Source organism: Gimesia chilikensis, assembly GCF_008329715.1.
GTDB lineage: Bacteria > Planctomycetota > Planctomycetia > Planctomycetales > Planctomycetaceae > Gimesia > Gimesia chilikensis.
In genome coordinates, this window is sequence record NZ_VTSR01000001.1 from 634,871 (window position 1) to 659,201 (window position 24,331).

Consider the following 24,331-nt stretch of genomic DNA (forward strand, 5'->3'; position numbering starts at 1 on the left):
TTGATCAGTTAAGCTCACATTCCAGGGCTACAACACGCTCAAATCGCTGAGGCGAGACCACCGGAAAGTCGCTATGACAGGCCAGCCACTTTCGGGAATTCAGCAGAATCAGGGCTGTTTCGTAGCAGGGAACGAATACCCCGACTGCCTGACCCGCGAGGGTTGTTCGCCAGACTCCTTGATGCCTGAACTCCCCTTCATCGCCCCGCTCACTCCCAGAATTTCCGGGTGGCGGGCAATCCGGTCGCTGAAGATGCGGATATCCCGCGCGATCGGTTCGAGGTTGTTCAACAGGACTGTCAGCGAACCGGCCGACCGGTTCATATTCCGATACAGGTCCGGATCGGAGATGAATTTCTTGAGCGATCCGTCTCCCTGGTTCAAGGCCCGCGTGAATGAATTCAGCTCGGCCATCATGGCATCCAGACGCGACAGGCTCCGGTCGAGCTTAACCACCATTGACTGGCTGTGCTTGGCCAGCGGATCGGTGACCCGCGACAGGTTATCCAGGTTCTGTCCTGCTTTCTGGACCGCGACTTCGACGGACGAGATAGTCCGCTGAGTACTCTCGATCATCGCCGGCATCGCAGCCAGCGAACGTTTCAGATTCTCCTGCTGCTGGGGATCGGCGACGAGCATATTCACATTCTTCATCATCGCGTTCATCTGCCGCATCGCCTGCGAGAATTCCTCCAGCGATGTCGCCGCCCGTTCGACCACGACATCTATATTGCCTTCTTTGGTTTCCAGCAGTCGGTTCATGTTCCCCGCCAGCTTGCCCCATTCCTGGCTGGTCTCGGTGAAGGCGGACAACGTCTTGCTCACCTGTTGTTCCATCCGATAGACAACTTCCATCGGGTCCGTCGAAGCCTGGCCAATCAGCCGCTCGCCCGGTTCCAGGAACTTCTTATCGACACCGGGGGAGATCACGATCTTCGAATCCCCCATGATGCTCGTCACGATCTGTGGGCTGGCATCTTTTCGCAGGTGCTGTGTTTCATCGATCTTGACCAGCAGCACCACACCCGGCTTGCTGTCGCTGGTAATGATCTTATCGACTTCACCAATGCGGATGCCGTGCCGTACAACGGGCGTTCCACGGTGCACGCCGGAAATCGACTCGAACCGCATCGCGATGGTGTATTTCTTCTTCCAGAGGTTTTCCAGCTGGCCGAACTGAAAGATCATCCCCGCACCGGTCAGCAGTGCAGAAATCACGAACAGTCCTACTCGAAATTGTATCTGGCGATCCGTCATATTAACCTCAATCCGATCTCGTCCCTGAGATCATACTCGTAACTCATGAAAACCTGTTTTGTACGTTCTGCTGACCTTTGTTAACCCGCTTCTGCCATCTCCCGCAGTCGGTCCCCGGCCTCACCGTGGACGAACTGATGCACGCGGGGGTTGGAGGACTGAAAGGCTTCCTCCGCGGTCCCTTCGAATACAATCTGCGGTTCATCGGGCTGCAGTCGAGCCAGTGGATACAGCATGATGATCCGATCCGCGACCTTTCTGACCGTACTCATATCGTGCGTGACCACAATACTCGTTACTGGCCGACGGGCCCGCGTCTGCAGAATCAACTCGTTAATCACGTCCGTCATGACCGGATCCAGTCCGGTCGTGGGCTCATCATACAGCATGACTTCCGGAGTCATGGCCAGCGCCCGCGCCAGCCCGACCCGCTTTTTCATCCCGCCGGACAACTGGGCCGGCTTCTTCTGACAGATGGTTTCCGACAGGCCGACTTCCCGCAGCCGCTCGACGACAATCTGGTCGATTTCCGCTTTCTTCAGCTTGGTATTCTGCTTCAGCCCAAAGGCAACATTCTCATAGACCGACAGACTGTCGAACAAAGCCGCCCCCTGAAACAGGTAGCCGATCCGCAATCGGTCGCGGTGCAGTTCTCGCGTGCTGCGATCTTTGATCGAACGCCCGTGCCAGAGCACGTCACCAGCCGTCGGTTCCAGCAGGCTCATGATCATTTTCATGGTCACGCTTTTACCGCAACCACTCTCGCCGATCACGACCAGTGTCTCACCGCGTCGGACACCGAATGTAATATCGCGCAACACGTCATGCACCCCGAAACGCCGCGAGACGTTCCGCAGTTCGACAACATAATCCGGATCTGATTTCCGTTCATTCATAACTAAACGTACTCTGATTCCCGTTCACGCGTTTCAGGCTACCTGAGCACACCCGGATACACGGTCTGCATGAAGTGGTAGAAGTTGACAATCGAAACCCCCAGAAGGAAGTCGAGAATCATGATCACAATAAAGGAATACACAAACGCTTCGGTCGCCGCTTTACCAACCCCTTCCGCACCAGCCCCGCAATGGAAGCCCCGGTGACAGGAGATCAATGAGATCGCGGCACCAAAAAAGAAGCTCTTGAAAATTCCGCCCATGACATCATAAGCGAACACAAAATTCTTCGAATAATACCAGTAGTAAAAGGAATCGACTCCCAGGATCTGGGTGCTGAAAAACCAGCCCCCCAGAATGCCGATCGCATCCGCGATGATAGTCAGCAGTGGAATCAGCAGACAGCAGGCCAGGAACCGGGGCACCACCAGGTAGTGAATCGGGTCCGCACCGAGTGCACGTAAAGCGTCGATCTGTTCGGTCACCCGCATCGTACCCAGTTCCGCAGACATGGAAGTTCCGACACGCCCCGCCAGCATGATGGCCGCCAGCACGGGGCCGAGTTCTTCGACCAGCGAAATCGCGATCACGGCACCGATCTGGTTCTCCAGATGCATCAGCTTAAACTGATCGTAAGACTGCACCGCGAGCACCATGCCGATAAAGCCGCCCGTAATCAGAATCACGGGGATACTCTGAATCCCGATGTGATACATGCACGACCAGAGATTACTCCGGGGAGGCAGCCGGGTGATGATCCAGCCCAGCATTTCCCAGGCAAACAGGAACAGGTCGCCCAGCAGACAGACAAGATTGATCACTCCGCGTCCCAGGCCATGAATAATGGTGTCTCGCGGGACCGAAGGTGAAGCCGATGACATTAACTGTTTCCAATTCAGACTTTAGTTGACAAGAGGCAGCAAAACTGAGGGCGGAAGGTTAATCAATTTTCCGATTTGGATCGAGACCATTTCTACCCCACCGACGGGAAATCCACGTCAAACTGATTTTCCAGCCGGAAATCGACATTTTGGAAGTTGTGTCTTTTCGAAACCGACCATTTCCTGATAAGATAGATCAAAATCAACTGAAGTGATAAACTGTTATCTATCTTCAATGCACGTATTGATTTAATGCACGTTCCCCGCCCTGGATTTCCAGCGGAAACGCGAATCTGCAGAACGTGTTTTCACCTGTGACACCCAATCCGAAGACCAACCCCAAAAGTAAGGATAGGTAAGATGAGATTTTTTTCTGTCGCGCTGTTGACTGCTCTTTCCCTCACCCAGATTCCGGCCCTCTCCGCCGCAGACCAGAAAAAAGACCCTGCCGTCGAGCAGGCAAAATCCAAAGTGCGTGCCGCTGGCGGCTCGGTACTGGAACTGGCTCAAAACGATGACCGCCTCGAAGTTGCCTTTCACCTGTCAGATCAGAAAGTCACCGACGACACTCTCAAAACGCTGGCAGGACTCCCCAAAGTCTCTTCCCTGAACCTGCGGGGCACCGAAGTCACCTCTGCCGGGCTCGCACACCTGAAGAACCTCAAAGACCTGACGCACCTCCACCTGGAAAAAACCAAGGTCGACGATGCCGGGCTGAAACACCTGCAGGCTCTTCCCAATCTCGAATACCTGAACCTGTATGGCACCGCGGTCACTGATGCTGGAATCTCTCAGCTCAGTCCGCTGAAAAAACTGAAACGCCTCTACGTCTGGCAGACCAAGGTTACCCGCCCCGCGGGACTGGCGCTACAGGAGCAGATCACCGGTCTGGAAGTCATCGGCATTCCTGAACCACCAAAACCAGTAGCAGCCGAAAAGCCGGAAGTTCCCAAACCCGCAGAAACGAAACCTGCTGAGAAAAAACCAGAGCCCAAGAAACCAGAGCCCAAAAAAGAAGCGAAGCCTGCAGAAAAGAAAGCAGACGAGAAAAAGCCCGCAGAGAAGAAAGAAGCTGCGAAAAAAGACGAGAAGAAGAAATAAACGCGTCTTTGAATCAGGCATCACCTTACGCAGGGCTGTCTTCAGCCCTGCGTTTTTTAAGGAGTGAGTTTCTTTGGAGATCACCTACCATGAGGAAATCCTCGCTCCCATCGAAATCGTCTTCGACTTTTTGAATGACGATGAAAAGATGAAACTCTGGATGGAAGGGCTCGAGTCGACCGAGTATCCCGAAGGAAAAAACGATGACGATCCTGTGGGCACGATCTTTGTGCAAACCATCCGGGAAGGTGGGCACTCACAGCAGTATGCGGGTATCGTCACCGAATACGATCCTCCCACACTGATCGGCGTGCAGCTGCAGAGCAATGCCTTTCGCGTCGACGTCACCTATGAACTGACTGACCGGGGACGCAAAACCGATCTGGACTACACCTGCGAGCTGGTCTTCGCTTCCCTGTTCTATCGTATCATCGGTGTACTCTTCAAAGGTCTGACAAATCGGATCCTGAAAAACCAGATGAAATTACTGAAACAGCTGTCAGAACAGGCAGCCGTCCGCCGCTCTCCTCCACCGGAAGCGTAGGGCTACTTCTTCTTTTTCTTCTGCTCGCTGGCCAGTTCCTCGGGGGTTTTCGGCCCCAGGTTATAGAGCCGTGCCGTCTTGTCGTAACAGGCCACGCACATCCGCAGACCGTCCGGATGAAAATCCAGATCGTAAGGCACGCTCTTCACCTTCTGAGAAACGAACGGCTTCTCTTCTCCCAGTTTCCAGAACCAGATCATCCCGGAAGAATTCCCCCCGGCCGCGGCGATGAAATCGTTCTCCGGATGAAACCGCACGCCCCAGCAGGTTCCTTTGAAGTTATCGCTGGGAGTCATCACCGCTAACCGCTTGCCGGTCTCCCAGTCGAACAGAATCACGGTCGGCACACCGATGCCTGCGAACGCATTGGAAACTTCGCCGATCCCGCTGATGGCGAAATACTTTCCATCGTGGCTGATATCCATCCCGCGTACGCCGCCGATATGACCATGAAAAGTAGGGTCGTATTTGTAGATCGCACTTCCGTCGAAGTCTCGGACCAACTTGCCACTTTCCACATCCCACTGTTTGACATTCCCGCGCAGGTCTCCCGAAATCAGGTAGCGACCACTTGGATGAAATTTGACGTTGTAGACCTGGTGTTCGTGGCCTTCCAGCGTGCGGATCAGCTTCGCTGTGTCGACCGACCAGATCTTCACCAGGCGATCATTGCCCGCCGTCGCCACCAGCTTTCCGTCCGGACTGACGGAAACGCCCCGGACAAATCCCTTGTGAGCATCCACCAGGTGCTGAGGTTTAGGTGTCTTGGATTCCAGGTTCCACCAGGCGACTTTGCCTTCGTAGGCGCCCGTGATTAACAGAGGACTGGAACGATCCACGTCAAACCGTCTCACCCAACTGTTATGACCGAGCAGCTCCGTATTTTCTGCACTAACCAGATCCCAGCGATGAAAGGCCGATCCCTGTGCCCCCGCCAAAATGTAGTTTCCACTCGCATCAATCTTGCACGAATAAAGGGGGCGTGAATTCTGGTAAGCAGCCATCTCGCGAAACAGACTCGGATCAGCAGCCGGCTGCTTCCCCGCATACAGTTTCACGATCTCCTGGAATTCTTTTTCTTTCGCCTGAAGAAGACTGTGCTGTTTCTTGGCTTCTGCAACTTCTTTCTTGAGTTCTCCCAGTTGCTTCTGTTTTTCTTTCACAGACGCATCCCAGGTTTTAATCTCCGCTTCCCGACCTGCAATCTGCCGGGCCAGTGCGGCACTGTCGGCGAGTGGCTTGGGAGCGACCAGGGGATCTGCGTTTTTCAGCTGCTGCTGCTTCGCTTCCGCCTGTTTCACCTGCGTCAAAGCAGCCTGATCCAACTTGATTTGGGCTGCCGTTGTTTTGATCTGCTCCTGCAGTTGCTTTATCTCTCGATCAACGACCCCATATTTATCTGAGACTGCTTTAACCACCTGGAACTGCGCTGCGGACTGCGCCGCGGACTTATCGGCATCGAGTTTCGCAAACTTCAGCGCCTCAGGTAATGGGGTCGGTCCCTGCTCTGGAATCGGTTTGACAGCCATGATTGGCCCTGTTTCCGCAGCGGGCTTTTCCGGCGGCTTGTCGGCGGCATCCACCGTCAGCGGCACCGAGGTCATCGCCAGCAGCAGGCAACTGTTCCAGATTCGTTTCGCGTTGCGGGCACTCACGCCAGAATCTCCTTGATCGGTTCTGTTTTGGGATCCGCCTTGGCAATCGGTTGACCGTTGGGGTAGAACTCTTCCGTCGAATCCAGTCCCACAGCCTGGTAATACGTGTGGAACAGGTGACCGCCGTTGACTTCGCGGTCGATGACTTTGGTTCCCGTTTCATTTGTCTTACCGGAAACCGCGCCCCCTTTAATGCCTGCACCGCCCAGGGCAATCGACCAGGCCGATCCCCAGTGATCGCGGCCAATCCGTGAGTTGATTCGCGGTGTTCTGCCGAACTCGCACATGCAGATAATCAGCGTGTGCTCCAACAGGCCTCGGTCGTACAGGTCTGAAATAAATGTGGCAAAGGGTCGATCGAATTCGCCCAGCTGCTCAATATGGAAGTTGAAGTTTTCCGAGTGCGTGTCGTAGTTGGTATGCCCGACTTTGACAAACGTCACACCCTTTTCGACTAACTGGCGTGCCATCAGGCAGTGACGACCAAAGTCATGCTTACCGTAACGCTCGAGGTCTTTGTCGGAGAACTTGCTGAAATCAAAAATATCACTGCGCGACATCAGCGCGGCCGCCTGGTCGAACGACTCGTTATAGACCTCCGTATGCGCGGTCTTGCGTTTCTGTTCAAAACGCTGACTGACCTGGCTCCGCAGTTTGCGACGCAGCAGGTCTCGCTCTTCACTCAATGCGTCGTGACGTCCCAGGTTATTGGGAGCCCGTCCTCCGGAAAGAACCAGGGGCGCGTGTCGCGGTCCCAGGAAGGTCGATTCGGCCGATGAGCCTCCGGCTCCCACCGAGATGTAGCCCGGCAGTGGACTGTTCGGCGGTGCCAGGTGATGCGAGAAGGTTGAGCCCAGATAGGGAAACGCGAAACCAGGCTGTTCCTTCCGCCCGGTCTGCATGATGTAGGCCCCTTTACCGTGGTCGTTCTCTTTTGTATTGATCCCCCGCACCAGGGCCAGATGATGCATCTGCTGCGCCGTATAAGGCAGCAACTCACTGATATGCACGCCCGGTGCCGATGTCGGAATCGACAGAAACGGACCGCCGGTCTCGGTTCCCGGTTTGGGATCCCAGGTCTCCAGCTGGCTTACGCCTCCGGAGAGCCAGAACACGACAACCTGCTTCTGTTGCGCAGCCAGCTGTTTGGCTGCAGTTGCCTGAGTCATTCCCTGAAAACCCAGCATGCTCAAGGCACCGGCGGCCGTGCCTCCTAAAAAGGATCGCCGGCTGAGCGAATCGTGAGATCCACAGGCATAATTACATCGCATGGTCTCTCCTCCCCTGCTTTTGATGTTCTTGTTCGAACGTTGTTCCTCTGTTAGTGATTGAACCGGAATTCTGAAGACATCATCAATGCCCAGACGAGATCGATCACCATGTCATTCCGCGCCGCGCCGGTTTTCCCTGCCAGCAGTTCGGCGACTTCCTGAGTCTCAGTCGCATCGGGACGACGATTCAGGACACTCAAATACAGTTCCCCGGCAATCTGTTCCGGCTGATCCGCGGGGATCTTCAGAACTCGATCTGCCGTATTTCCATTGCGTGGCGAAAGGATTCCCTGAATCGATCCATTGTTGGACAGATACAGGATCTGATCGGCCGTTGTTTCAAAACCTTCCACCGGTTCACCGGGCAGGCCACCAAATAGCGACACAAACTGGCGTTCGTATCCAACCAGATTCTTCCGCAAGGCTGCTTCTGAAAGTTTATCCTTCAGGCTCTGCCGATACACTTCGGCCTGTCCCGTCGCTTCCAGCACGGACCGCGAAAATTGCTCTGGAGTCAGCGGCTTCAAAATCGCATGGGCAAACTGCGCGTCGGACAGTTCCTGATCGGACTTGCTTGCAAACAGTTCATTGCTACTTGATCGCTGATAGGTTTTGCTCAGTACCAGTTCCCGCAGATACCACTTCAGATCATATCCGCTGGCGATGAACTCATCCGTCAATAGTTCCAGCAGTTCGGGATGCGAAGGGGGATTATCGGAATGATCGGCGTCCAGCGGATGGACGATCCCCCGCCCCATCACCATGGCCCACAAACGATTGGCCATCGTGCGGGCAAAACGACGATTCTGCGATGAGGTCAACGCATCGCCCAGTTGGGCGCGTCGGCTGTACTTGGGAATCGGCCGCACATCTTTGGCCGGTTTGACATTATACTCTTCCCCTTTTTTGAAAGCGGGCTCGGCAACTTTGGGTCCATTAAACACAACCGGTAAGGTCGTCTCGGGACCTTTGGATGTTTTGTCGCGGACTTCGAAGACCGACTCGAATTTGACTTCACCTTCTGCCTTCTCGGCAAACACGGTCTGATTTTTCTTTTTATCGGTGAAAACAAAACTGCGGACCAGGAAGGCAGAGATGCCGTAATAATGATCCTGTTTCCATTCGGCGACATCCGGGTGATCGTGGCACTGGGCACACGTCAGATTAGCCCCGAGGAAAATACGGCTGATGTCGCGCGTGAGTTCATTCACATCACCATCGCGGGCCAGGTAAAACCGGGCCTCCGCCTGTTGTCCCTTCCCGGAACCATCGGCGGCCAGAATTTCCCGCACCAGTTGATCCAGGGGCTTGTTCTCCGCGACCGCATCCCGCAGGTACTCCTCCCACAAGGTCACGTTGATGTACTTCTTCCGCAGACGCTCCATCAGCATCACATCCAGTCGCTGCGAAATGTGCCGTGCGTACTCGGGAGTTTCCAGCAGTTGATCTACCAGGGCAGCCCGCTTGTCTGGATGGTTGTCATCCAGAAACGCACGCGTCTGTGTAACAGAGGGAATTCGTCCTGTCAGATCGAGATAGACCCGGCGCACAAATTCCCCATCACTGCAGACGGGGGAAGCGAGCTTCGCATAATCTTTGGTGCCGTTCTGAATCTGTTCATCAATCAGAGACGAGATTCGGCGGGCAACAGGTAACGTCGGTTTGCTGGCGACAAGCGGCTCATCAGCTTTGGTCGTAGAATTGGCACATACCAGGTGTGGAGCCAGGGTCGGGCATGAGAAAACGATCAGAAGCGAAACGTAAACGCGCATGTTTGGTCGAAACATGGGTCTCCTTTCTTCCGTCCTCTTCAAATTGTTTCAGACAGGGTCTCTGTCTGAGGCGGGACGCACGGAACTTCAGAACCGCACGTTGTAAGGAAGCTTAAACACATAGGTGGGTGTTTATTTATCGTCTATTGTGCAGGCAGGGCTTCAGTCCGTCAAGTACAAACCGCACATCTTACCGCTGTCCGGGTAAGAGAGAGAAAGGACTCTCAAGCTCAGGATTTTACGCAGTTTAACGATTAGAGGCCTCAGCAGTGACCGCTGCCCCCTGTTTTGTCAGCGGTGAAAGATCATAACATGCCGCCTCTTCACTGTTTCGAACAAACAGTCGCCCCCGCGCCAGTGCCGGATTATTCCAGGTCTGTCCTTCGATCGCCTGAAATTTTCCCCGCTGGACATACTTCTCCGGATTGGCCTCAACCAACTCGACACGTCCATCTTCGGCCAGAATGATCAGATACCCATCCACGAGCAGCAACTGCCCATAACCATAACGTCCCCGCTTCCACTGCCGTTTCCCCGTCTCCAGATTCAGGCAGGTTAATACGCCTTCATCCAGACCGTAGACATAGCCCTCCTGCTTCACCGCGGAATTGAACTTGAGCTTCAGGCTGAGGCTCTTCCATTCTTCTTTAACCTGCGCGGTCTTCTCACTGGACTTGCCGGGAGCGATTTCAATTCGGGCCGAACCCAGTCCGTAGCCGGCTCCCAGGAAGACCGAATTATCGTCGAGTGGAATCGGCTGGGCGGCATTGCAGCCCGCATGATTGGTCCACTCAAAGAACCAGAGCGATTGACCATCTGCGAGTGAGAACCCCTCCAGCCCTTTGGCATTGAAGATCAAAACCTGGGGCGTCCCGTTCAAAACCGCATACTGAGGAGAACTGTAACTCGGCTTGTGAGTTCCGCTCGACCAGACTTTCTCGCCGCTCAATTTATCAAAGGCGATGACAGCCTGATTTTTTTTGTTAGCTGCAGCAGGACTTACCCCCTGGTTTACAATCACCAGATCATCGTGAATCAAAGGCGAACCGGCCATGCCCCAGGTCAGGTTTTTCAGATCCCCTTCTTTTAGCAGGTCGTGCGACCAGACAGGCTTGCCTGTCGCTGCATCCAGACAATTCAGGATGCCTGTCCCTCCCATCGTATACAATCGCCCCTCTTCAAACACCGGTGTCGCCCGTGGTCCGACGCCTCCCAGTGTTTCAGAGAATCGAACCGGTTCACTCTGGGTCCAGATCTGTTTGCCGGTAGACACGTCATAACAGACGACCAGCTCTTCCTCGCCGCGCTGCTCCTGTGTGAAGACACGATCCCCAACCACACAGAATGATCCCCAGCCAGCCCCCACCGGATGTTTCCAGAGTAGCTTCGGTGGCTCAGACTCCCAGTCCGTACGGATCTGCTGATCGCGGGCAATCCCATCCCGCAAGGCGTTCCGGTAACCGGGCCAGTCTGCCTCAAGGGCAACTAATGTTTCAGCAGACTCTGACTTCTCGTCGGCACTGTTGTCAGCCTGTTCAAAATACTCTACGGCCCGCTGTTCTGCAGTCGGCATAAACCGGAATTGAAACCGGGGTACCATGTCCCCTTCAAAACTTTCCACGCGAAACACGGTAAAAAAGAGTACGAATGCCAGCACCGCGCCGAACAGACCTTTGAAACGCGTTTTCCAGGCAACGCCGGAAACGAACAGCCACCAGATCAACAGTCCGACAACCAGATTCCGAATTCCCTCGTAGACCGAGAAGACCTGGTAAGTACGATCCGGAGCCAGGCGAAACCACTGGATGACCATCGCAGCAATGCCGATCACCAGAACCGCCAGCCCCCACTTCCAGCGCAAACGACTCGCGGGACGTTCGGTTGTTTCAGCCGCTACCGCGGTCTCAGTGTCAGCAGGCTTGTACTCAGCAGAGTCGTTTTCCGGCTCTGCTGATTCCTCATTTTTTGAATAATCCGACATAAGATTTCACCACAGTTGCAGCAGGCTCCCAGTCTGATTTCACGACCTGGGCCAGCGGTGCGTACAAGGTTTTGACAGTGCGCGAGAAGGGGCTGAATTTCATCTTCCCTTCCAGCCAGACCAGCGGACCGGACAATAGAAAATAGAGCAGCAGGAATGCCATCAGGCACATCAGCGCCGCCCCGACCCGCTGACGAAGTGAGGGACGGGACAACTCATCCTCGGAGCTGACTGACGAATTGCTGACTGCTGCCTTCATCGGGCGATTCCGGTATGGGAACAGGGGACTCTGTGAGTGGTATTACCCCTCAACATCGCATTCTGTTTCAGAAATATTTGAGATCGAACGCACTTTATTTTTTGCGGAACGCCGGCAGTTGTTCGCCGGTTTCCCGGTGAAACTCATCCGGCCGTCGATTGCGTGGCAGACGATCGTAAGTCGCTTCCTGCCATTGATCGAGCTCGGCCCGCAGTTCCTGCTCCACCTTTTGATACTCCGGCTTTCCGGCCAGGTTATTCAGTTCATGCGGGTCCTTCTCTAAATCGTACAGTTCGATTTCCGGTCGGGGGACCACGAAGCAGCTGCGCTGATCTTCGGTCAGCTTGTTCTGATCGCGCAGTTCGCGCATGACCGTGTAGGTCGGACTCCGCACCGCGTCAGCTGGAGGCGTACCAGGGATATCGGGATAGAAGTTCCGAATATACTTATAGCGTCGTGAGCGGACTGCACGACCGAAATCTTCAAAATCGTGCCAGTTATGTTCGGCAAAAATATGCGTGCGAATCGTCGCGTTGGGATTCTCCAGTAATGGTTTGAAGCTCTTCCCCTGGAATGTTTCACCGACTTCCAGCCCCGCCAGTTCCAACAGTGTCGGAGCCAGATCGACCGAACTGATCAGTGACTTGCAAACCGTACCCGCTTTGACCTTTGCCGGCCAGGCGACAATCCAAGGTGTTTTCACTCCACTGTCGTAAACGGTCGTCTTACAGCGTGGAAAAGGTCTTCCGTTGTCACTGAGAAACACGATCATCGTATTATCGGCGACTCCCTGCTCTTTCAGTTCCTGACGCACTCGACCCATCACGCTATCCAGCCGCGTGATTTCATCGTAGTACAAAGCCAGGTCACTGCGGACTTCAGGTGTGTCAGGCAGATAAGGGGGCACAATCACATCTTCGTTCAGATGCGGCCGGGGAATAATATTGCGTTCATAGGGGCGATGAGGATCGGTCGTCGCAAACCACATGCAGAACGGTTTGTCTTTAGGGCGCTGCTTGAGTGTGTTGACCCACTGGTTGAGTTTGGTCGTCACGTGATCAAACTTGCTTTCGGTCGGCGTGCCCAGATGCCACTTCCCGGCAGCCGCCGTGTAATAGCCGGAGTCTTTCAGTTTTTCCACAAACGTCACCTGGCTGGCAGGTAGTGGCAGATGCAGTTGATGTGCGCCGGTGCTGTGCGGATAACGCCCGGTGATAATACTCGAACGACTGGGGCTGCAGGAACTGCACGTCAGAAATGCTTCCGTAAACTTCATGCCATCAGCCGCCAGCTGATCCAGATGAGGCGTCTGGATTTTCTCATGACCGTAGGTACCGCAATCGTCCCACGCCATATCATCGGCGATGAATACGATGAAGTTAGGCTTACCCGTCGCAGGGGCCTGTGCCTGTGACTCCACGGCCCCCGTTCCCAGGATCAATAGAACAACCAACAGCACAGCAGACAGCTTGATTCGCATTGCTTTCGTTTCACCAATCTCAGTAATGATTTGTTTCAAGGTAAAAATCGACTTCGCTCTTCGGGTGTCGGCATCCGGCAGGTTTCATGTTTGCCGAAAAAACGATACCGTGCTTTCGCAACCAGTCGATACCCCACGTTTCTTAGTGGCAAAGGGATCAGCCACAACAACCATCCGCAGACATTCCAGGGAAAACCCAGTAACCACAACACACGCACAGCAGCCGCAGATCGCCGATAAACCCGACTGCGGTCAGCCGGGAGAAAAATCACTGTATCTATATTTTCCCGATCCTGTTCGCTCAACAGTTCGGTCGCCGTTTCTCCCTGCAGAGGCGAATAGAGCAGCCGCCCTTCCGGATCGCGGGACATCGCAAAATCCACGCTCCGGTTACACAGACCACAGACACCGTCAAAAAACAGAACCGGCTTCTCCATCTCCGCCTTCCATTGCTCACATTCTGCCCTGCTCGGCTGGAAACTCAGTCGCACTATAGATTTCCAGCGCTGCGCGGGCTGAACCCAGAGTTTGTCGATCCCTCAGAACCGGGCTTCGCACCCTGATGAAATCCAGGAAAAACATCCGACCTGCATCTGCCTCCAACGCCCCTGCTGCCTGTCTCCCCCGGATCAACTTAATCTTATACGCTGCAGACATTTATCTCCAGCCGTTTTTTACCTCTTTAAGTGAAAGTCGCTAAATCCCGCAGCGTCACAGACTCGATAATATCCCAGAGGGGGCATTCTCAGATTCCTCCTGTTGTCCGCTCTGTTCCTACGCTAAAATAACAACAGTCAGCTGACGCTTTTCGACAAATTCCAGCCCCACACCAAGAGAATTGAGGTTTCGGGACCTTCATGCACCAGAGCCAGCCACAATCTGGTACCCAATCACGCTGGAATCAGGGCCTCGGTGTCTCCACACTGGCGCACCTGATTCTCATCGGAGGTCTCTCTTTGCTGGTGGCTGAAGAGGTGGATTCGCTGAATTCAACTCCCCAGACTGCGATCGAGACCCGCTGGTCGCCTCCCCGTGAGGAAATCGACCCCACCGTCATCGATCTCACGCCGGTCACATACAAACAGGAAGAATCATCCAGTGCGGCCGTCAATTCGCCGCTCCTCCAGATGGCGGATCGGACTTCCGCTCCCGACAAGGAGTCCCTCTCGTCCAGATACAACGGCCCTCTGCCGCAAAGCACACAATTTGAGGAATCCCCCACGACGAAGCATGCCGCCGACATCGTTGGCGCACTCTTAACCTCCGATGCCATCGGCGGGGCCACATCCGGTTCAGGGAATGGAACGGGAAACGGCAACTTCTTTGGCATTAATCCCAAGAGCAAGAAAATCGTCTATGTGGTCGACTCGTCCAAAAGCATGAACTTTCCCCATGAAAGTGAGGGCAAAACCCGCCTGGGACGTGTGAAGCTGGAACTCGCCCGGGCGATTCTCTCCATGGACGAACAGCAGGAATTCTTTGTCATCTTCTTCAGCGATGTGGCTATCCCCATGCCTGCCAACCGGCTCCAGCCTGCTACGAAGCAGGCCAAGTCCCGCTATCTCAACTGGGTCGCACGCGTGCCGGGTGTCGGCAGAACAGAACCGCTCGAAGCCCTGCTGCTCGCCCTCAGACTCCAACCGGATACGATCTACTTCCTCACCGATGGCCAGTTCAACATCGCTGACGTCAAGACCTTCAACACGGTGGTCGACAACGCAGGCTTGAACAAACGCGTGACCGTCAATGGAATCTGCTTCGGTAATCGGGAAGGCGAGAAACTGTTACGCGAACTCGCTGAAAACAACTCAGGCGCTTATACCTTCATTCCCTGAAACGCCTCACACGGGCAACATGTATACAGTGTATCGCGCCTTTCCAGCCCGTTGAACGCTCTCCGTTCACTAAGTCTTTACAGAATAATGCCTTTTGGAATATTATTCCCCTTTGCTTGAATTCGCGCATTTTTCTGCGTGGGTTTTTCAACCTTTCTCCGCCATTGTTTGATGTCAGTAATTAAGCTGCATTACTTACAATAAGCTTTCTCAAGCTGAACCATCAGGCTCTGTCTGATGCATACGAATTAATTGACAGCGGCGTACCACAACCTGGATCTCAAACAAGAATGAATTCAACTGTCACGGCAGAAAACAGTGCTCGCGCTCACGGTGGACGCAAAGGAACATTAAATTCCCCTTCCTTCCTGGCGTTACTGGCCACCCAGTTTCTGGGAGCCATGAACGACAACATGTTCCGCTGGTTCATTATCCCCATTGGAAAACCGGCCATTGGAGATGCAGAAGCCCTCTCCCTCGGACTGGCCTGTTTCACGCTCCCTTACCTGCTGCTGGCCAGCGTCGCCGGTTATCTCGCCGACCGCTTCAGCAAACGGACGGTGATCATCGCCTGTAAGGTAGCCGAAATCCTCATCATGATTCTCGGCATCTGGGCGATTCAAATTGGGAATATTTATCTGCTCTTTTCGATTGTGGCCCTGATGGGCTGCCAGAGCGCGCTGTTCGGTCCGGCCAAGTTCGGCAGTATCCCTGAAATGCTCCGCGATAACCGACTCTCCCGCGGCAACGGCCTGATGGGACTGATTACCGTCGTCTCCTCCGCCCTTGGCTTCATCGCCGGTAATTATCTGTACTACATCACGCAGCCCAGTCTGGAAAATCCTGGTACCTTCTCCGATATTCAGATCGCCGCCTTCGCACTGATTGGTGTCGCCGCCCTGGGAACTCTGGTCAGCCTGAAGATCCGCAAGCTGCCCGCGGCAGCTCCTACACGCGAATTCCCCTACAATCCAGCCAAAGAAACCTGGCACCAGATGCAGTTACTCCGCAGCAGTACGCCTCTGCTCCGCACCGCACTGGGGGTCGCCTTCTTCTGGATGCTGGCTTCACTGGCACAAATGAACGTCGATACCTACGGCATCAATGAACTGCAGCTGACACAGAAAGACATCGGTCCCCTGCTGGGCATCCTCGTATTCGGTGTCGCATTGGGAAGTATCCTCGCCGGGATCTGGTCTTCTGGACGCATCGAGCTGGGCATCGTCCCCCTGGGTGCTGCGGGCATCGTTTTGACCTCTCTGATGCTGTTCTTCACTGGTAACAGCGTGGGACCGGGAGCCGAAAACGCCACGAGCCTGCACTACTCCCTGTCGCTGCTCTGGCTCTTCCTGCTCGGCGTCAGTTCGGGACTGTTCGACATTCCGCTGGAGACATTCCTCCAGCACCGCAGTGATGTAGAGACGCGTGGCAGCATCCTGGCAGCCGCGAACTTTCTCGCATTCGCCTTCATTCTCGTCGCTTCGTTTGCCTTCTGGGTCATGCAGAAGCACCTCGAACTGTCGGCCAGTCAGATTTTCATGGTCCTGGGCCTGCTCACAATACCAGTCGGAATTTACATTTTCAAACTGCTCCCCAACGCCACCATCCGCTTCATGGTCTGGCTCGTCAGCTGCACGATTTACAAGCTGCGGGTAAAGGGTCTTAAGAATCTCCCCAAGAAAGGGGGCGCCCTGCTGGTTGCCAACCATGTTTCCTGGCTGGATGGCATCTTTCTGATTCTGACCTCCACACGCCCCGTCAGAATGATCGCCTACTCCACGTATGTTGAAGCGCCCTGGGTCGCCTGGCTCTCACGCCTGTATAACACGATCCCCATCAACGTGGAAGATGGCCCCAAAGCACTCATGAAATCAATCAAAACTGCGAGAAATGCCATTGAAAATGGCGAATTAGTCTGTATCTTCGCGGAAGGAAAGTTAACCCGTTCGGGATATCTGCAACCGTTTCAATCCGGCCTGATGAAAATCATTAAAGGCACTGGTGCTCCCGTCATCCCTGTCTATATCGATGAGTTGTGGGGAAGCATCTTCAGTTTTCATGGCGGAAAGTTTTTCTGGAAAAAACCCAGGCGGTGGCCCTACCCGGTTTCAATTCGATTTGGAAAGCCCGTTCTCCATCCGGAAAATGAAAAGCACGTCCAGCGAGTCGTTCAGAACCTGGGAGTTGATGCCGCCAATTTTCGAAAGACGTACCAAATGATTCCACCACGACTGTTTTTGAGAAAATGTAAAAGTCAGCGATTCCAGCTCAAAGTCTCAGACTCCATGGGTGACGAACGCACGGGAGGCATGCTGCTCACCGGCGCACTCGTCCTCAGACGCCTGCTCAACAAATTTGTACTCAAACCAGATGAAAAGATGGTCGGCGTCCTGCTGCCCCCCTCAGTCGGCGGTTGTGCCGTCAACGCCAGTCTCGCGATCTCAGGTCGGGTCCCCATCAATCTCAATTACACTCTCTCAGACAGCGACATTAATTACTGTATTCAGGAAGCCGGTATCAAAACCGTGCTCACCAGCCAGAAGTTCCTGGAAAAACGTCCCATCGAAATGGACGCCAACGTGGTCCTGCTGGATGACCTCAAAACCAAGGTGACACTCTGGGATAAACTCGTCAGCATGTTCCAGGCATTCGTCGTTCCCGCCTGGATCATCGAACGTATCATCGGACTGCATCGCGTCAAATCGGATGATCTCAGTACGGTAATTTTCACTTCCGGTTCGACCGGGCTTCCCAAAGGGGTGATGCTCTCTCACCACAACATTATCTCGAATATCAACTCTGCCGACGATCTGCTTCAGCTCTCGCAGAAGGATTGCATCCTGGGAATCCTCCCCTTCTTCCATTCGTTCGGCTACACGATTTCACTCTGGATGCCTTTCGTCCGAAAGATGCGTTCCTGTTATCACTTCAATCCGACCGATGCCCGCACCGTCGGCAAAATGATCGAAAAATACAAGGCGACACTTTTCGCCACCACACCGACCTTCCTCAGGCACTACCTCAAACGCTGCACCAAAGAGCAGTTTGCCTCGATGGATGTCGTCATCACGGGTGCCGAAAAACTGCCCCAGAGTCTCGCTCGGGAATTCGAAGAAAAATTCGGTATCTTCCCCACCGAAGGCTATGGTACCACCGAACTCTCCCCCGTCGCAGCAGTGAATGTCCCCCCCAGCCGCCAGTTGGACCCGGATGAAGTCTCTGCGAAACCGGGAACCGTTGGTCGGCCCATCCCCTGCGTCATGGCCAAAACGGTCAACCCCGAAACGATGGAAGATCTTCCGGATGGTGAAGAGGGACTTCTCTTCATCAAGGGGCCCAACGTCATGAAAGGGTATCTCAACAATCCCGAGAAAACCGCAGAGGTCATCATTGATGGCTGGTACAACACGGGAGACATCGCCACGATCGATGAAGATGGTTTCATCGCCATCACCGGTCGGCAGACCCGCTTCTCCAAAATTGGGGGAGAGATGGTGCCACATCTCAGAATCGAAGAAATCATCACCGGCATCGTCAGCGATCCTGATGCGGAAGAAGCCGAGGTCGAAGTCGCAGTCACCGCCGTTCCCGATGCACGCAAAGGGGAACGGCTCATCGTCCTGCATAAACATTTGAACAAATCGGTCGATGAAATCCTCAAAGAACTGGCACAGTCAGGTATTCCCAATCTCTGGCTGCCCTCCAGCGACAGTTTCCTCGAAGTCGACGCCATCCCACTCCTGGGAACCGGGAAACTCGATCTGGCACGCATCAAACTGCTCGCCTGCGAGGCCTTTCCTGTCGAAGTCGCCAGCTAAGTCGTATTGCACAATCACCGCTGAAATCCCGGATTCGCACGCTTATTACGTGCGACCGGAAATCAGTCGGTGAACAGCGAGAGGCAACTTTCACTTTTTTTCATAATCATTTCCCGACTGTCCACCTGAAACGACTTCCTGCAAACATCTCTCTTGTAAGCCTTTTCTTTCTAAAGCCTTACCATCACACATCAATTGACACTGATCTCTGAAATTTGACTCTTTTTTTTCTTTATATGTAAATTATCCTGTTAGGAATAAGGGTCATAAGAGTCCATTAGTGTATAGAGCGGGCCAGCTTGTGGAGAAATTCCCCTTAAAGTTACCCGTTACGTAATCAAAGATGTGAGGAAAAGCAGGCATGATTGACCAGAAAGTCAAGCTGACAGAACGCCAACAGGCTATTTACCAGTTTCTAAAAGATAAGATTATTAACCGTGGCTATGGCCCCACAGTCCGTGAGATTGGCGATGCATTCGATATTCGCTCTCCCAACGGCGTCATGGGACACCTCAAGGCACTCGAACGCAAAGGGCTGATCAAACGTAAGTCGCATATCTCACGTTCGATTCAACTCTGTGACAACGCCCAGAAACCGGCCAACATCCATCTGGCAGGATCGCTGCAGGCGGGTGCCCCGATTGGTACAACCGTGGGCGATTCACAAGTCGATTTCAGCTCCCTGTTTGAATCGGGCGACAACTTCTGCCTGAAAGTCAAAGGGACTTCCATGATCGAAGCCCAGATTCAGGATGGCGACTACGTGATCGTCAAAAAACAGGACACCTGCCAGCAGGGTGAAATCGTGGTTGCCCTCGTTGATCAGGAGGAAGCAACGCTGAAACGCTTCTATCAGGAAGCAGATCGCGTGCGGCTCGAACCTGCCAACTCAAGCATGGCCCCCATCTATTCCAACAATGTCCAGATTCTGGGTGTTGTCAAAGGGGTCATCCGGAAGTTCGTTTAATCGACTTCTCCAGAAGAGATCTGGTTTTCCTGGGCCATTTCCTGGCGAGCTAATGTGATCAGCATGCTGTCGGGCAGACTTTCTGCGCCTGCCTGTCGCAGCATGTTGATCAGCTGCGCCGTCGTATATTGCGCGTGCAGACAGACATGCATCAGCACATCCGACCGCCTGGTCTGATGCACTTGCCCCTTACCAGAGCTGGTGCTCTGTTTGCGGACGAACTGCTCCAGATCGACTTCACTCAGCCCCTGCAGATACGCAATCCAGCGCTGCTCCAGTTCCTCCCATTTTTCTCTAAGCTCCTCCAGCGACTGAATTCCCCCTTCTCCCTGCTGATTTCCAGGCAACGCTCCCGGCAGATCACCTGGCAGCACGGGCGCCGTCTCTCCCAGTAATGCTTCCAGCCAGACATACTCGGCTGCATACAAATGCAGCAGTGTTTTCCAGATCGAGCCCTGGCCGATGGAAAATTCCTGACGTCTCTGTTCCTCAGACAGTCGTTGAGCCGACTCCAGCAACCTCTGATTAACCCAGCGGCGATGTGCATGCAAACGTGAAATCAGTCCCACAGCCATTTAATACTCCCCCTGAAATTAGTATGAGGCAAAATCCACCTGAACCCCGTCCTTACGACACCTGTCTGTACTTGAGTGGAGCCGAAACACTGCCCACAGGTTCGGAAAACCTGTTTCGGGGCTGTTTTTTCCTAACACATATCCATCAAAGGGGATCTGCAAAAACTTCTACCAGCTTTTTAGGCGTTTTTTTCATTTAGATTGTTTCCCAGCACTTGAATTGCCGAAACTATTTTCTATCCTTATCCTATCTCGCAGGTAGAACTTACCGCAATTCGGGGGATTAGCTCAGTTGGGAGAGCGTTTGGCTGGCAGCCAAAAGGTCACCGGTTCGAGCCCGGTATCCTCCACTCAGAAGCTACTTCGAGTAGCCAACAACTAAAAACCTTGTCCAGAACGGGCAAGGTTTTTTTTATTTCCCCTCACAATACCTCATCAAGAATCCGGTATCGCCTCTCTCTCCGTAAGCATTACAATGCAGCTGCAGACCTTCTCAATCTCTCAAGAAGTCACAAGCTTCTCTTCTGCTGACACGACCTTTCACCTTTTTCAAAGCGTTTCTCCATGCCGACCAGGAACCCCGCTATCGACGACTATCTAGCTGAGTTACAACACTGGCAAACAGAAGCCACACAGCTCAGAAAAATCCTGCTCAAGTCACCGCTGACTGAGGAACTGAAATGGCGCAGCCCCTGTTACACATTTCAGAACAAAAACGTCGTCATTCTGGGTTGCTTCAAAGATTTCTGCTCACTCAGCTTCTTCAAGGGTGTTTTGCTGAAAGATCCTGATCAGGTTCTCGCCAGACCTGGCAAGAACTCGCGGGCTGCGCGGCTGATCCGGTTCACAACGCTGCAGGAAATCAATGATCTCGAACCGGTTGTGCAAAGCTACATCCTGGAAGCCATCGAGCTGGAGAAAGCAGGCCGTAAGGTAGATCTGCAACAGGAAGCGGAACCGGAGCTTCCTCACGAACTGCAGGATCAATTCAAAAACAACCCGGCCTTGAAAAAAGCATTCACAGCCCTCACACCCGGCAGACAACGAGCCTACCTCATCCACTTTTCCGCCCCCAAACAATCCCAGACCCGCGTCTCCCGGATTGAAAAACTGACTCCACAGATCCTCGAGGGTAAAGGACTGCATGACTGCACCTGTGGACTCTCGCGGAAACTCCCCCGCTGTGATGGATCACATAAAACCCTGCGCTGAAATTAATCTGTCTTATGACGGAGTCCCAGGCTGCATAAAAAAACAGCCAGCAGAAAATGACTTCTGCTGGCTGACATTCAGACGTTCCAATTGATCTTAATCAGTGGTGCACTCCTCTAAGTTAATTCTTGGGTGGAGCAACGACTTTCGGCTCTGGTTCCGGAGCCAGCATCGGTTCTCCAGGCTGACAGTGTGGACAATCGACGGCAGGCTCTTCAATCACTTCATCGGGCCTGCAGATTTCACAAGGCTGTTCGACAGTTTCCTGCTGCAGTGGAATATCCTGGGAATAGCTGCCTCCGTAAGTCTGATTTCCATAGTTGCAGGCTGCGCCATTATATCCCAGCATCGCTGCACCGCGAGGATAAGTGCCGTAAGCAGACCCGGCATAAAAAGCTTTGTACTTACCGAAATAGCTCCAGGACTGAAATCCGGAATAAGCATAAGTCTGGTTCAATGAAGACAGTGCATTTCCAATGTCATTAAATTCGGTAATGACTGCTGACTGCACATAGGTAAGACCGACGATCATCGCCAGTACTGCCACGGTCAGAATAATGACCAGTTCGGCTGACAGCACGAAACCGCCTTCATCATTCCAGAACTGTTTAATACAACGACTCATTTGAAGCTCCTTTTATTTTGATGTTCCGCGTTTCGATCGCAGTGAGTGATGAGTAATGGTTTGATATCTTCAGACAATCATCTCGCCTGGCTGTCACAGTTCTCACCGATCATTCACAGGCTTCAAGCGGGTCAGCCTTTCATGGCCACAACCCGTGCTCTTATTTCCTCAGGGACACTTCCCTGTAACTGGCATTGATTCATGTAAGCAAAACGCCGATTGGCTAAAGCGGGAGAGGAAAGTTTCTCAGGCTTTCCTTTTCTGGCGAACGAGGCGGAACTCATTACCTCACTCACCGTAAAAAATCAGGGCAAACTCACCAGAAGTTCTCTCCGCTTCAGTCAATCAGTCATCGGTGGTCTCTCAGGTCACCGATTTGTGCAACGGTCTCTCAGGTCGCCGCACACTCTCTTTATGCACTCGACTTCGCTGCCCCCTTCAGGACTGCCGAAGCCATTTCATTTGTAATTCTCATAACCGCTATATCCGGACCATTCTGTAAAGTCGGATCATTCGGATTGATTGATACAATTCGCAAGATGTGTGCCATTACTACGAACCCGATAAAAGACAAAACCGACATAAACAACATAAGCCATTTAACCAGAACAACTTATAAAATCAGTACAACCCCACCTTTTGGGATCACCGCGCACGATCGTCCCAGGCAAATTCCGATTTTGTTCAGATTGCTTTACAACGGTTTTAACACTTTTGATAAGAATTCCTGTCGTATCGATTATGCGGATCAGTCGGTTGAAGACGATTTGATCATGCGACAGCCCGGGACTAAGAGCTCTCCTTAACCGGAAGATGTCCGCAGCAACCTGCTGATTCCGGACGGCAGAGACAAGAAAGATGTCGGCGCAAAAAAAGAGCCCTCAGAAGTCATCTTCCAAGGGCTCTCTGGCTGGTTTAGACAGTTCTCCAGGCAACAGCTAAGGCTTTCTCCCCGCAGCCGCCACGATCGGCACAGCGTAGCACAGTGCCCCAGCCTCCTGATGTGCGGAGACGCCAAACCTGTTCTCTGTCACGTCATTTTCCAGTAGTCTGCGGAATTCCTCTGCTCCGCCTGGAACGGGAAACGAAGCCGCCAGCTGTTCTTCGACGTTCAACTCCACTTTGTATTCGCCGAATTGAATCTGCTGAAGTTTTTGATTCTCAAACAACGTGCAGATTTCGTCCCGACTCAATACATGCACGTGCGAGGGGTCACGCAGTTTTTCCAGTGCATCGTATGCTGCCACCTGTTCTGCTGGCAGACAGACATCCGCCACCAACACGATTCCCCCCGGCTGGCAAACACGACACATCTCGGCTAATACAGTCTCAGGTCGCTCAAAATGATGAAACGCATAACGACTGACGACCAGAGAAAAACGGTCATCTGGAAACGGAAGCGTCTCACCGCTCCCTTCTACCCACTCCAGATTCTTCACCCCCTGCTCTTCCTGCCTCCGTCGTGCCTGTCTCAGCATTTCCGGCGTCAGGTCCACACCGGTCACACGCTGTGCTTTTTCCGCAAAATAACAGGCGACAATTCCCGGCCCACAGGCGACATCCAGTACCTCATCTGTGCCTTTCAATTGAGACAGTTCAGCCAGTAGTTCCAGAGAAGTCGAGTGGCCCGGAAGTTTCGTAAACGGTACCGCCTGTCTGGTGAACTGATCAATCGTCAAACGCTGATGAGATGCTTCTGTCATTTAATTGGTCTCCAGGTTGTTGTTGAATCTGAAACAGCTGGCCGACAACCGCTCCTCATTTTCAATGCCGGCCTCTGAACTGTTCGACAACATCCCGGCAGCACAGGTTCACCTGGAAACGTTCATCACACATGACTCACTACATCAATAAAAATAGCCCCCGGAAACCTGAGTTTCCGGGGGCCTGTCGGGACTGTTTGTAACTGGACTGTTCTATTAGTCCAGGAGCGGGTTGTCTCCGCCAGCGATGCCGCTGAAGAAGTCATCGAGTTCGTCTGCACTCGGCAGACGACGTTCGGAGACGTCCAGTGACTCGCTCATCAGGGTACCGTCTGAGTCCAGGTCTTCCAGACCCAGCGTATGACCCAGCTCGTGCATTACGACTGTCAGCAGATCCATCTGACCGAAGGCGTCGCTGCCGGAACCGGCCAGCAGGCTGCCGTCCAGCAGTGTGAACTCGCTGCTGTCCAGCGGCGTTCCATCGACGAACCAGCCGTAA

The 24,331-nt window shown here is 53.5% G+C and carries 20 protein-coding genes and 1 tRNA gene; 7 read left to right on the forward strand and 14 right to left on the reverse strand.

Going from position 1 to position 24,331, the window contains the following annotated elements; genetic code table 11:
* Window positions 1-108: 108 nt before the first annotated feature.
* The 3 genes from FYZ48_RS02285 to FYZ48_RS02295 all read right to left on the reverse strand — a co-directional run bounded on the left by FYZ48_RS02285 (window position 109) and on the right by FYZ48_RS02295 (window position 3,034).
* A complete protein-coding gene (locus FYZ48_RS02285; RefSeq protein ID WP_149337082.1) occupies window positions 109-1,257 on the reverse strand; it encodes an MlaD family protein in 1,149 nt (382 codons plus the stop codon).
* Between the two features lie 80 nt (window positions 1,258-1,337).
* Window positions 1,338-2,153, reverse strand: a complete 816-nt coding sequence (locus FYZ48_RS02290) for an ABC transporter ATP-binding protein (protein WP_149337084.1) — start codon at window positions 2,151-2,153, stop codon at window positions 1,338-1,340.
* 38 nt (window positions 2,154-2,191) lie between these two features.
* Complete coding sequence (locus tag FYZ48_RS02295) at window positions 2,192-3,034, reverse strand: MlaE family ABC transporter permease (protein ID WP_145037813.1); 843 nt, start codon at window positions 3,032-3,034, stop codon at window positions 2,192-2,194.
* Window positions 3,035-3,394: 360 nt separating this feature from the next.
* Between FYZ48_RS02295 and FYZ48_RS02300 the strand changes: the two genes are divergently transcribed.
* Entirely contained in the window at window positions 3,395-4,135 is a 741-nt protein-coding gene (locus FYZ48_RS02300; RefSeq protein WP_187781837.1) for a hypothetical protein, read from the forward strand.
* Between the two features lie 73 nt (window positions 4,136-4,208).
* Window positions 4,209-4,679: an SRPBCC family protein gene (locus FYZ48_RS02305; RefSeq protein WP_149337086.1), complete on the forward strand. Its 471-nt coding sequence runs from the start codon at window positions 4,209-4,211 to the stop codon at window positions 4,677-4,679.
* Window positions 4,680-4,681: 2 nt separating this feature from the next.
* Here FYZ48_RS02305 and FYZ48_RS02310 read toward each other — a convergent pair whose 3' ends face one another.
* The 7 genes from FYZ48_RS02310 to FYZ48_RS02340 form a co-directional block, all read right to left on the reverse strand.
* Window positions 4,682-6,334, reverse strand: a complete 1,653-nt coding sequence (locus FYZ48_RS02310) for a WD40 repeat domain-containing protein (RefSeq protein ID WP_149337088.1) — start codon at window positions 6,332-6,334, stop codon at window positions 4,682-4,684.
* Entirely contained in the window at window positions 6,331-7,605 is a 1,275-nt protein-coding gene (locus tag FYZ48_RS02315) for a DUF1501 domain-containing protein (RefSeq protein ID WP_149337091.1), read from the reverse strand. The genes FYZ48_RS02310 and FYZ48_RS02315 overlap by 4 nt, the downstream gene beginning before the upstream one ends.
* Window positions 7,606-7,655: 50 nt before the next feature.
* On the reverse strand, window positions 7,656-9,392 hold the full coding sequence (locus FYZ48_RS02320; RefSeq protein ID WP_149337093.1) for a DUF1549 domain-containing protein: 1,737 nt from the start codon (window positions 9,390-9,392) through the stop codon (window positions 7,656-7,658).
* Window positions 9,393-9,624: 232 nt separating this feature from the next.
* Window positions 9,625-11,358 (reverse strand): PQQ-binding-like beta-propeller repeat protein, encoded by a 1,734-nt coding sequence (locus FYZ48_RS02325; protein WP_149337095.1) that lies wholly within the window; start codon window positions 11,356-11,358, stop codon window positions 9,625-9,627.
* The gene (locus tag FYZ48_RS02330; protein ID WP_149337097.1) at window positions 11,336-11,617 is read right to left on the reverse strand and encodes a hypothetical protein; all 282 of its coding nucleotides are present in this window, start codon (window positions 11,615-11,617) and stop codon (window positions 11,336-11,338) included. Before FYZ48_RS02330 ends, FYZ48_RS02325 begins: the two co-directional genes overlap by 23 nt.
* Before the next feature lie 94 nt (window positions 11,618-11,711).
* Entirely contained in the window at window positions 11,712-13,097 is a 1,386-nt protein-coding gene (locus FYZ48_RS02335; RefSeq protein ID WP_149337099.1) for a sulfatase family protein, read from the reverse strand.
* Between the two features lie 35 nt (window positions 13,098-13,132).
* Window positions 13,133-13,534, reverse strand: coding sequence for a thiol-disulfide oxidoreductase DCC family protein (locus FYZ48_RS02340; protein ID WP_145037791.1), 402 nt, complete (start codon window positions 13,532-13,534; stop codon window positions 13,133-13,135).
* 420 nt (window positions 13,535-13,954) lie between these two features.
* Between FYZ48_RS02340 and FYZ48_RS02345 the strand changes: the two genes are divergently transcribed.
* The 3 genes from FYZ48_RS02345 (at window position 13,955) to lexA (ending at window position 19,717) form a co-directional block, all read left to right on the forward strand.
* Entirely contained in the window at window positions 13,955-14,932 is a 978-nt protein-coding gene (locus FYZ48_RS02345; protein WP_149337101.1) for a vWA domain-containing protein, read from the forward strand.
* A 290-nt stretch (window positions 14,933-15,222) separates the two neighbouring features.
* Window positions 15,223-18,750, forward strand: a complete 3,528-nt coding sequence (locus FYZ48_RS02350; RefSeq protein WP_149337103.1) for an acyl-[ACP]--phospholipid O-acyltransferase — start codon at window positions 15,223-15,225, stop codon at window positions 18,748-18,750.
* A 361-nt stretch (window positions 18,751-19,111) separates the two neighbouring features.
* Window positions 19,112-19,717, forward strand: coding sequence for a transcriptional repressor LexA (lexA, locus tag FYZ48_RS02355; protein ID WP_145037785.1), 606 nt, complete (start codon window positions 19,112-19,114; stop codon window positions 19,715-19,717).
* On the opposite strand, the gene FYZ48_RS02360 is transcribed toward lexA, so the two are convergent.
* A complete protein-coding gene (locus FYZ48_RS02360) occupies window positions 19,714-20,292 on the reverse strand; it encodes a DinB family protein (protein ID WP_149337106.1) in 579 nt (192 codons plus the stop codon). The genes lexA and FYZ48_RS02360 overlap by 4 nt on opposite strands.
* 277 nt (window positions 20,293-20,569) lie before the next feature.
* Here FYZ48_RS02360 and FYZ48_RS02365 point away from each other — a divergent pair.
* Both FYZ48_RS02365 and FYZ48_RS02370 read left to right on the forward strand, forming a co-directional pair.
* Window positions 20,570-20,642, forward strand: a tRNA-Ala gene (locus FYZ48_RS02365).
* A 214-nt stretch (window positions 20,643-20,856) separates the two neighbouring features.
* Window positions 20,857-21,504: a DUF1801 domain-containing protein gene (locus FYZ48_RS02370; RefSeq protein ID WP_149337109.1), complete on the forward strand. Its 648-nt coding sequence runs from the start codon at window positions 20,857-20,859 to the stop codon at window positions 21,502-21,504.
* A gap of 121 nt (window positions 21,505-21,625) precedes the next feature.
* On the opposite strand, the gene FYZ48_RS02375 is transcribed toward FYZ48_RS02370, so the two are convergent.
* The 3 genes from FYZ48_RS02375 to FYZ48_RS02385 all read right to left on the reverse strand — a co-directional run.
* On the reverse strand, window positions 21,626-22,129 hold the full coding sequence (locus tag FYZ48_RS02375) for a Flp family type IVb pilin (protein ID WP_149337111.1): 504 nt from the start codon (window positions 22,127-22,129) through the stop codon (window positions 21,626-21,628).
* Window positions 22,130-23,067: 938 nt separating this feature from the next.
* On the reverse strand, window positions 23,068-23,832 hold the full coding sequence (locus FYZ48_RS02380) for a class I SAM-dependent methyltransferase (protein WP_149337113.1): 765 nt from the start codon (window positions 23,830-23,832) through the stop codon (window positions 23,068-23,070).
* Window positions 23,833-24,048: 216 nt separating this feature from the next.
* Window positions 24,049-24,331: matrixin family metalloprotease (locus FYZ48_RS02385; protein ID WP_149337116.1), on the reverse strand; the 283-nt coding region annotated here is incomplete at its 5' end.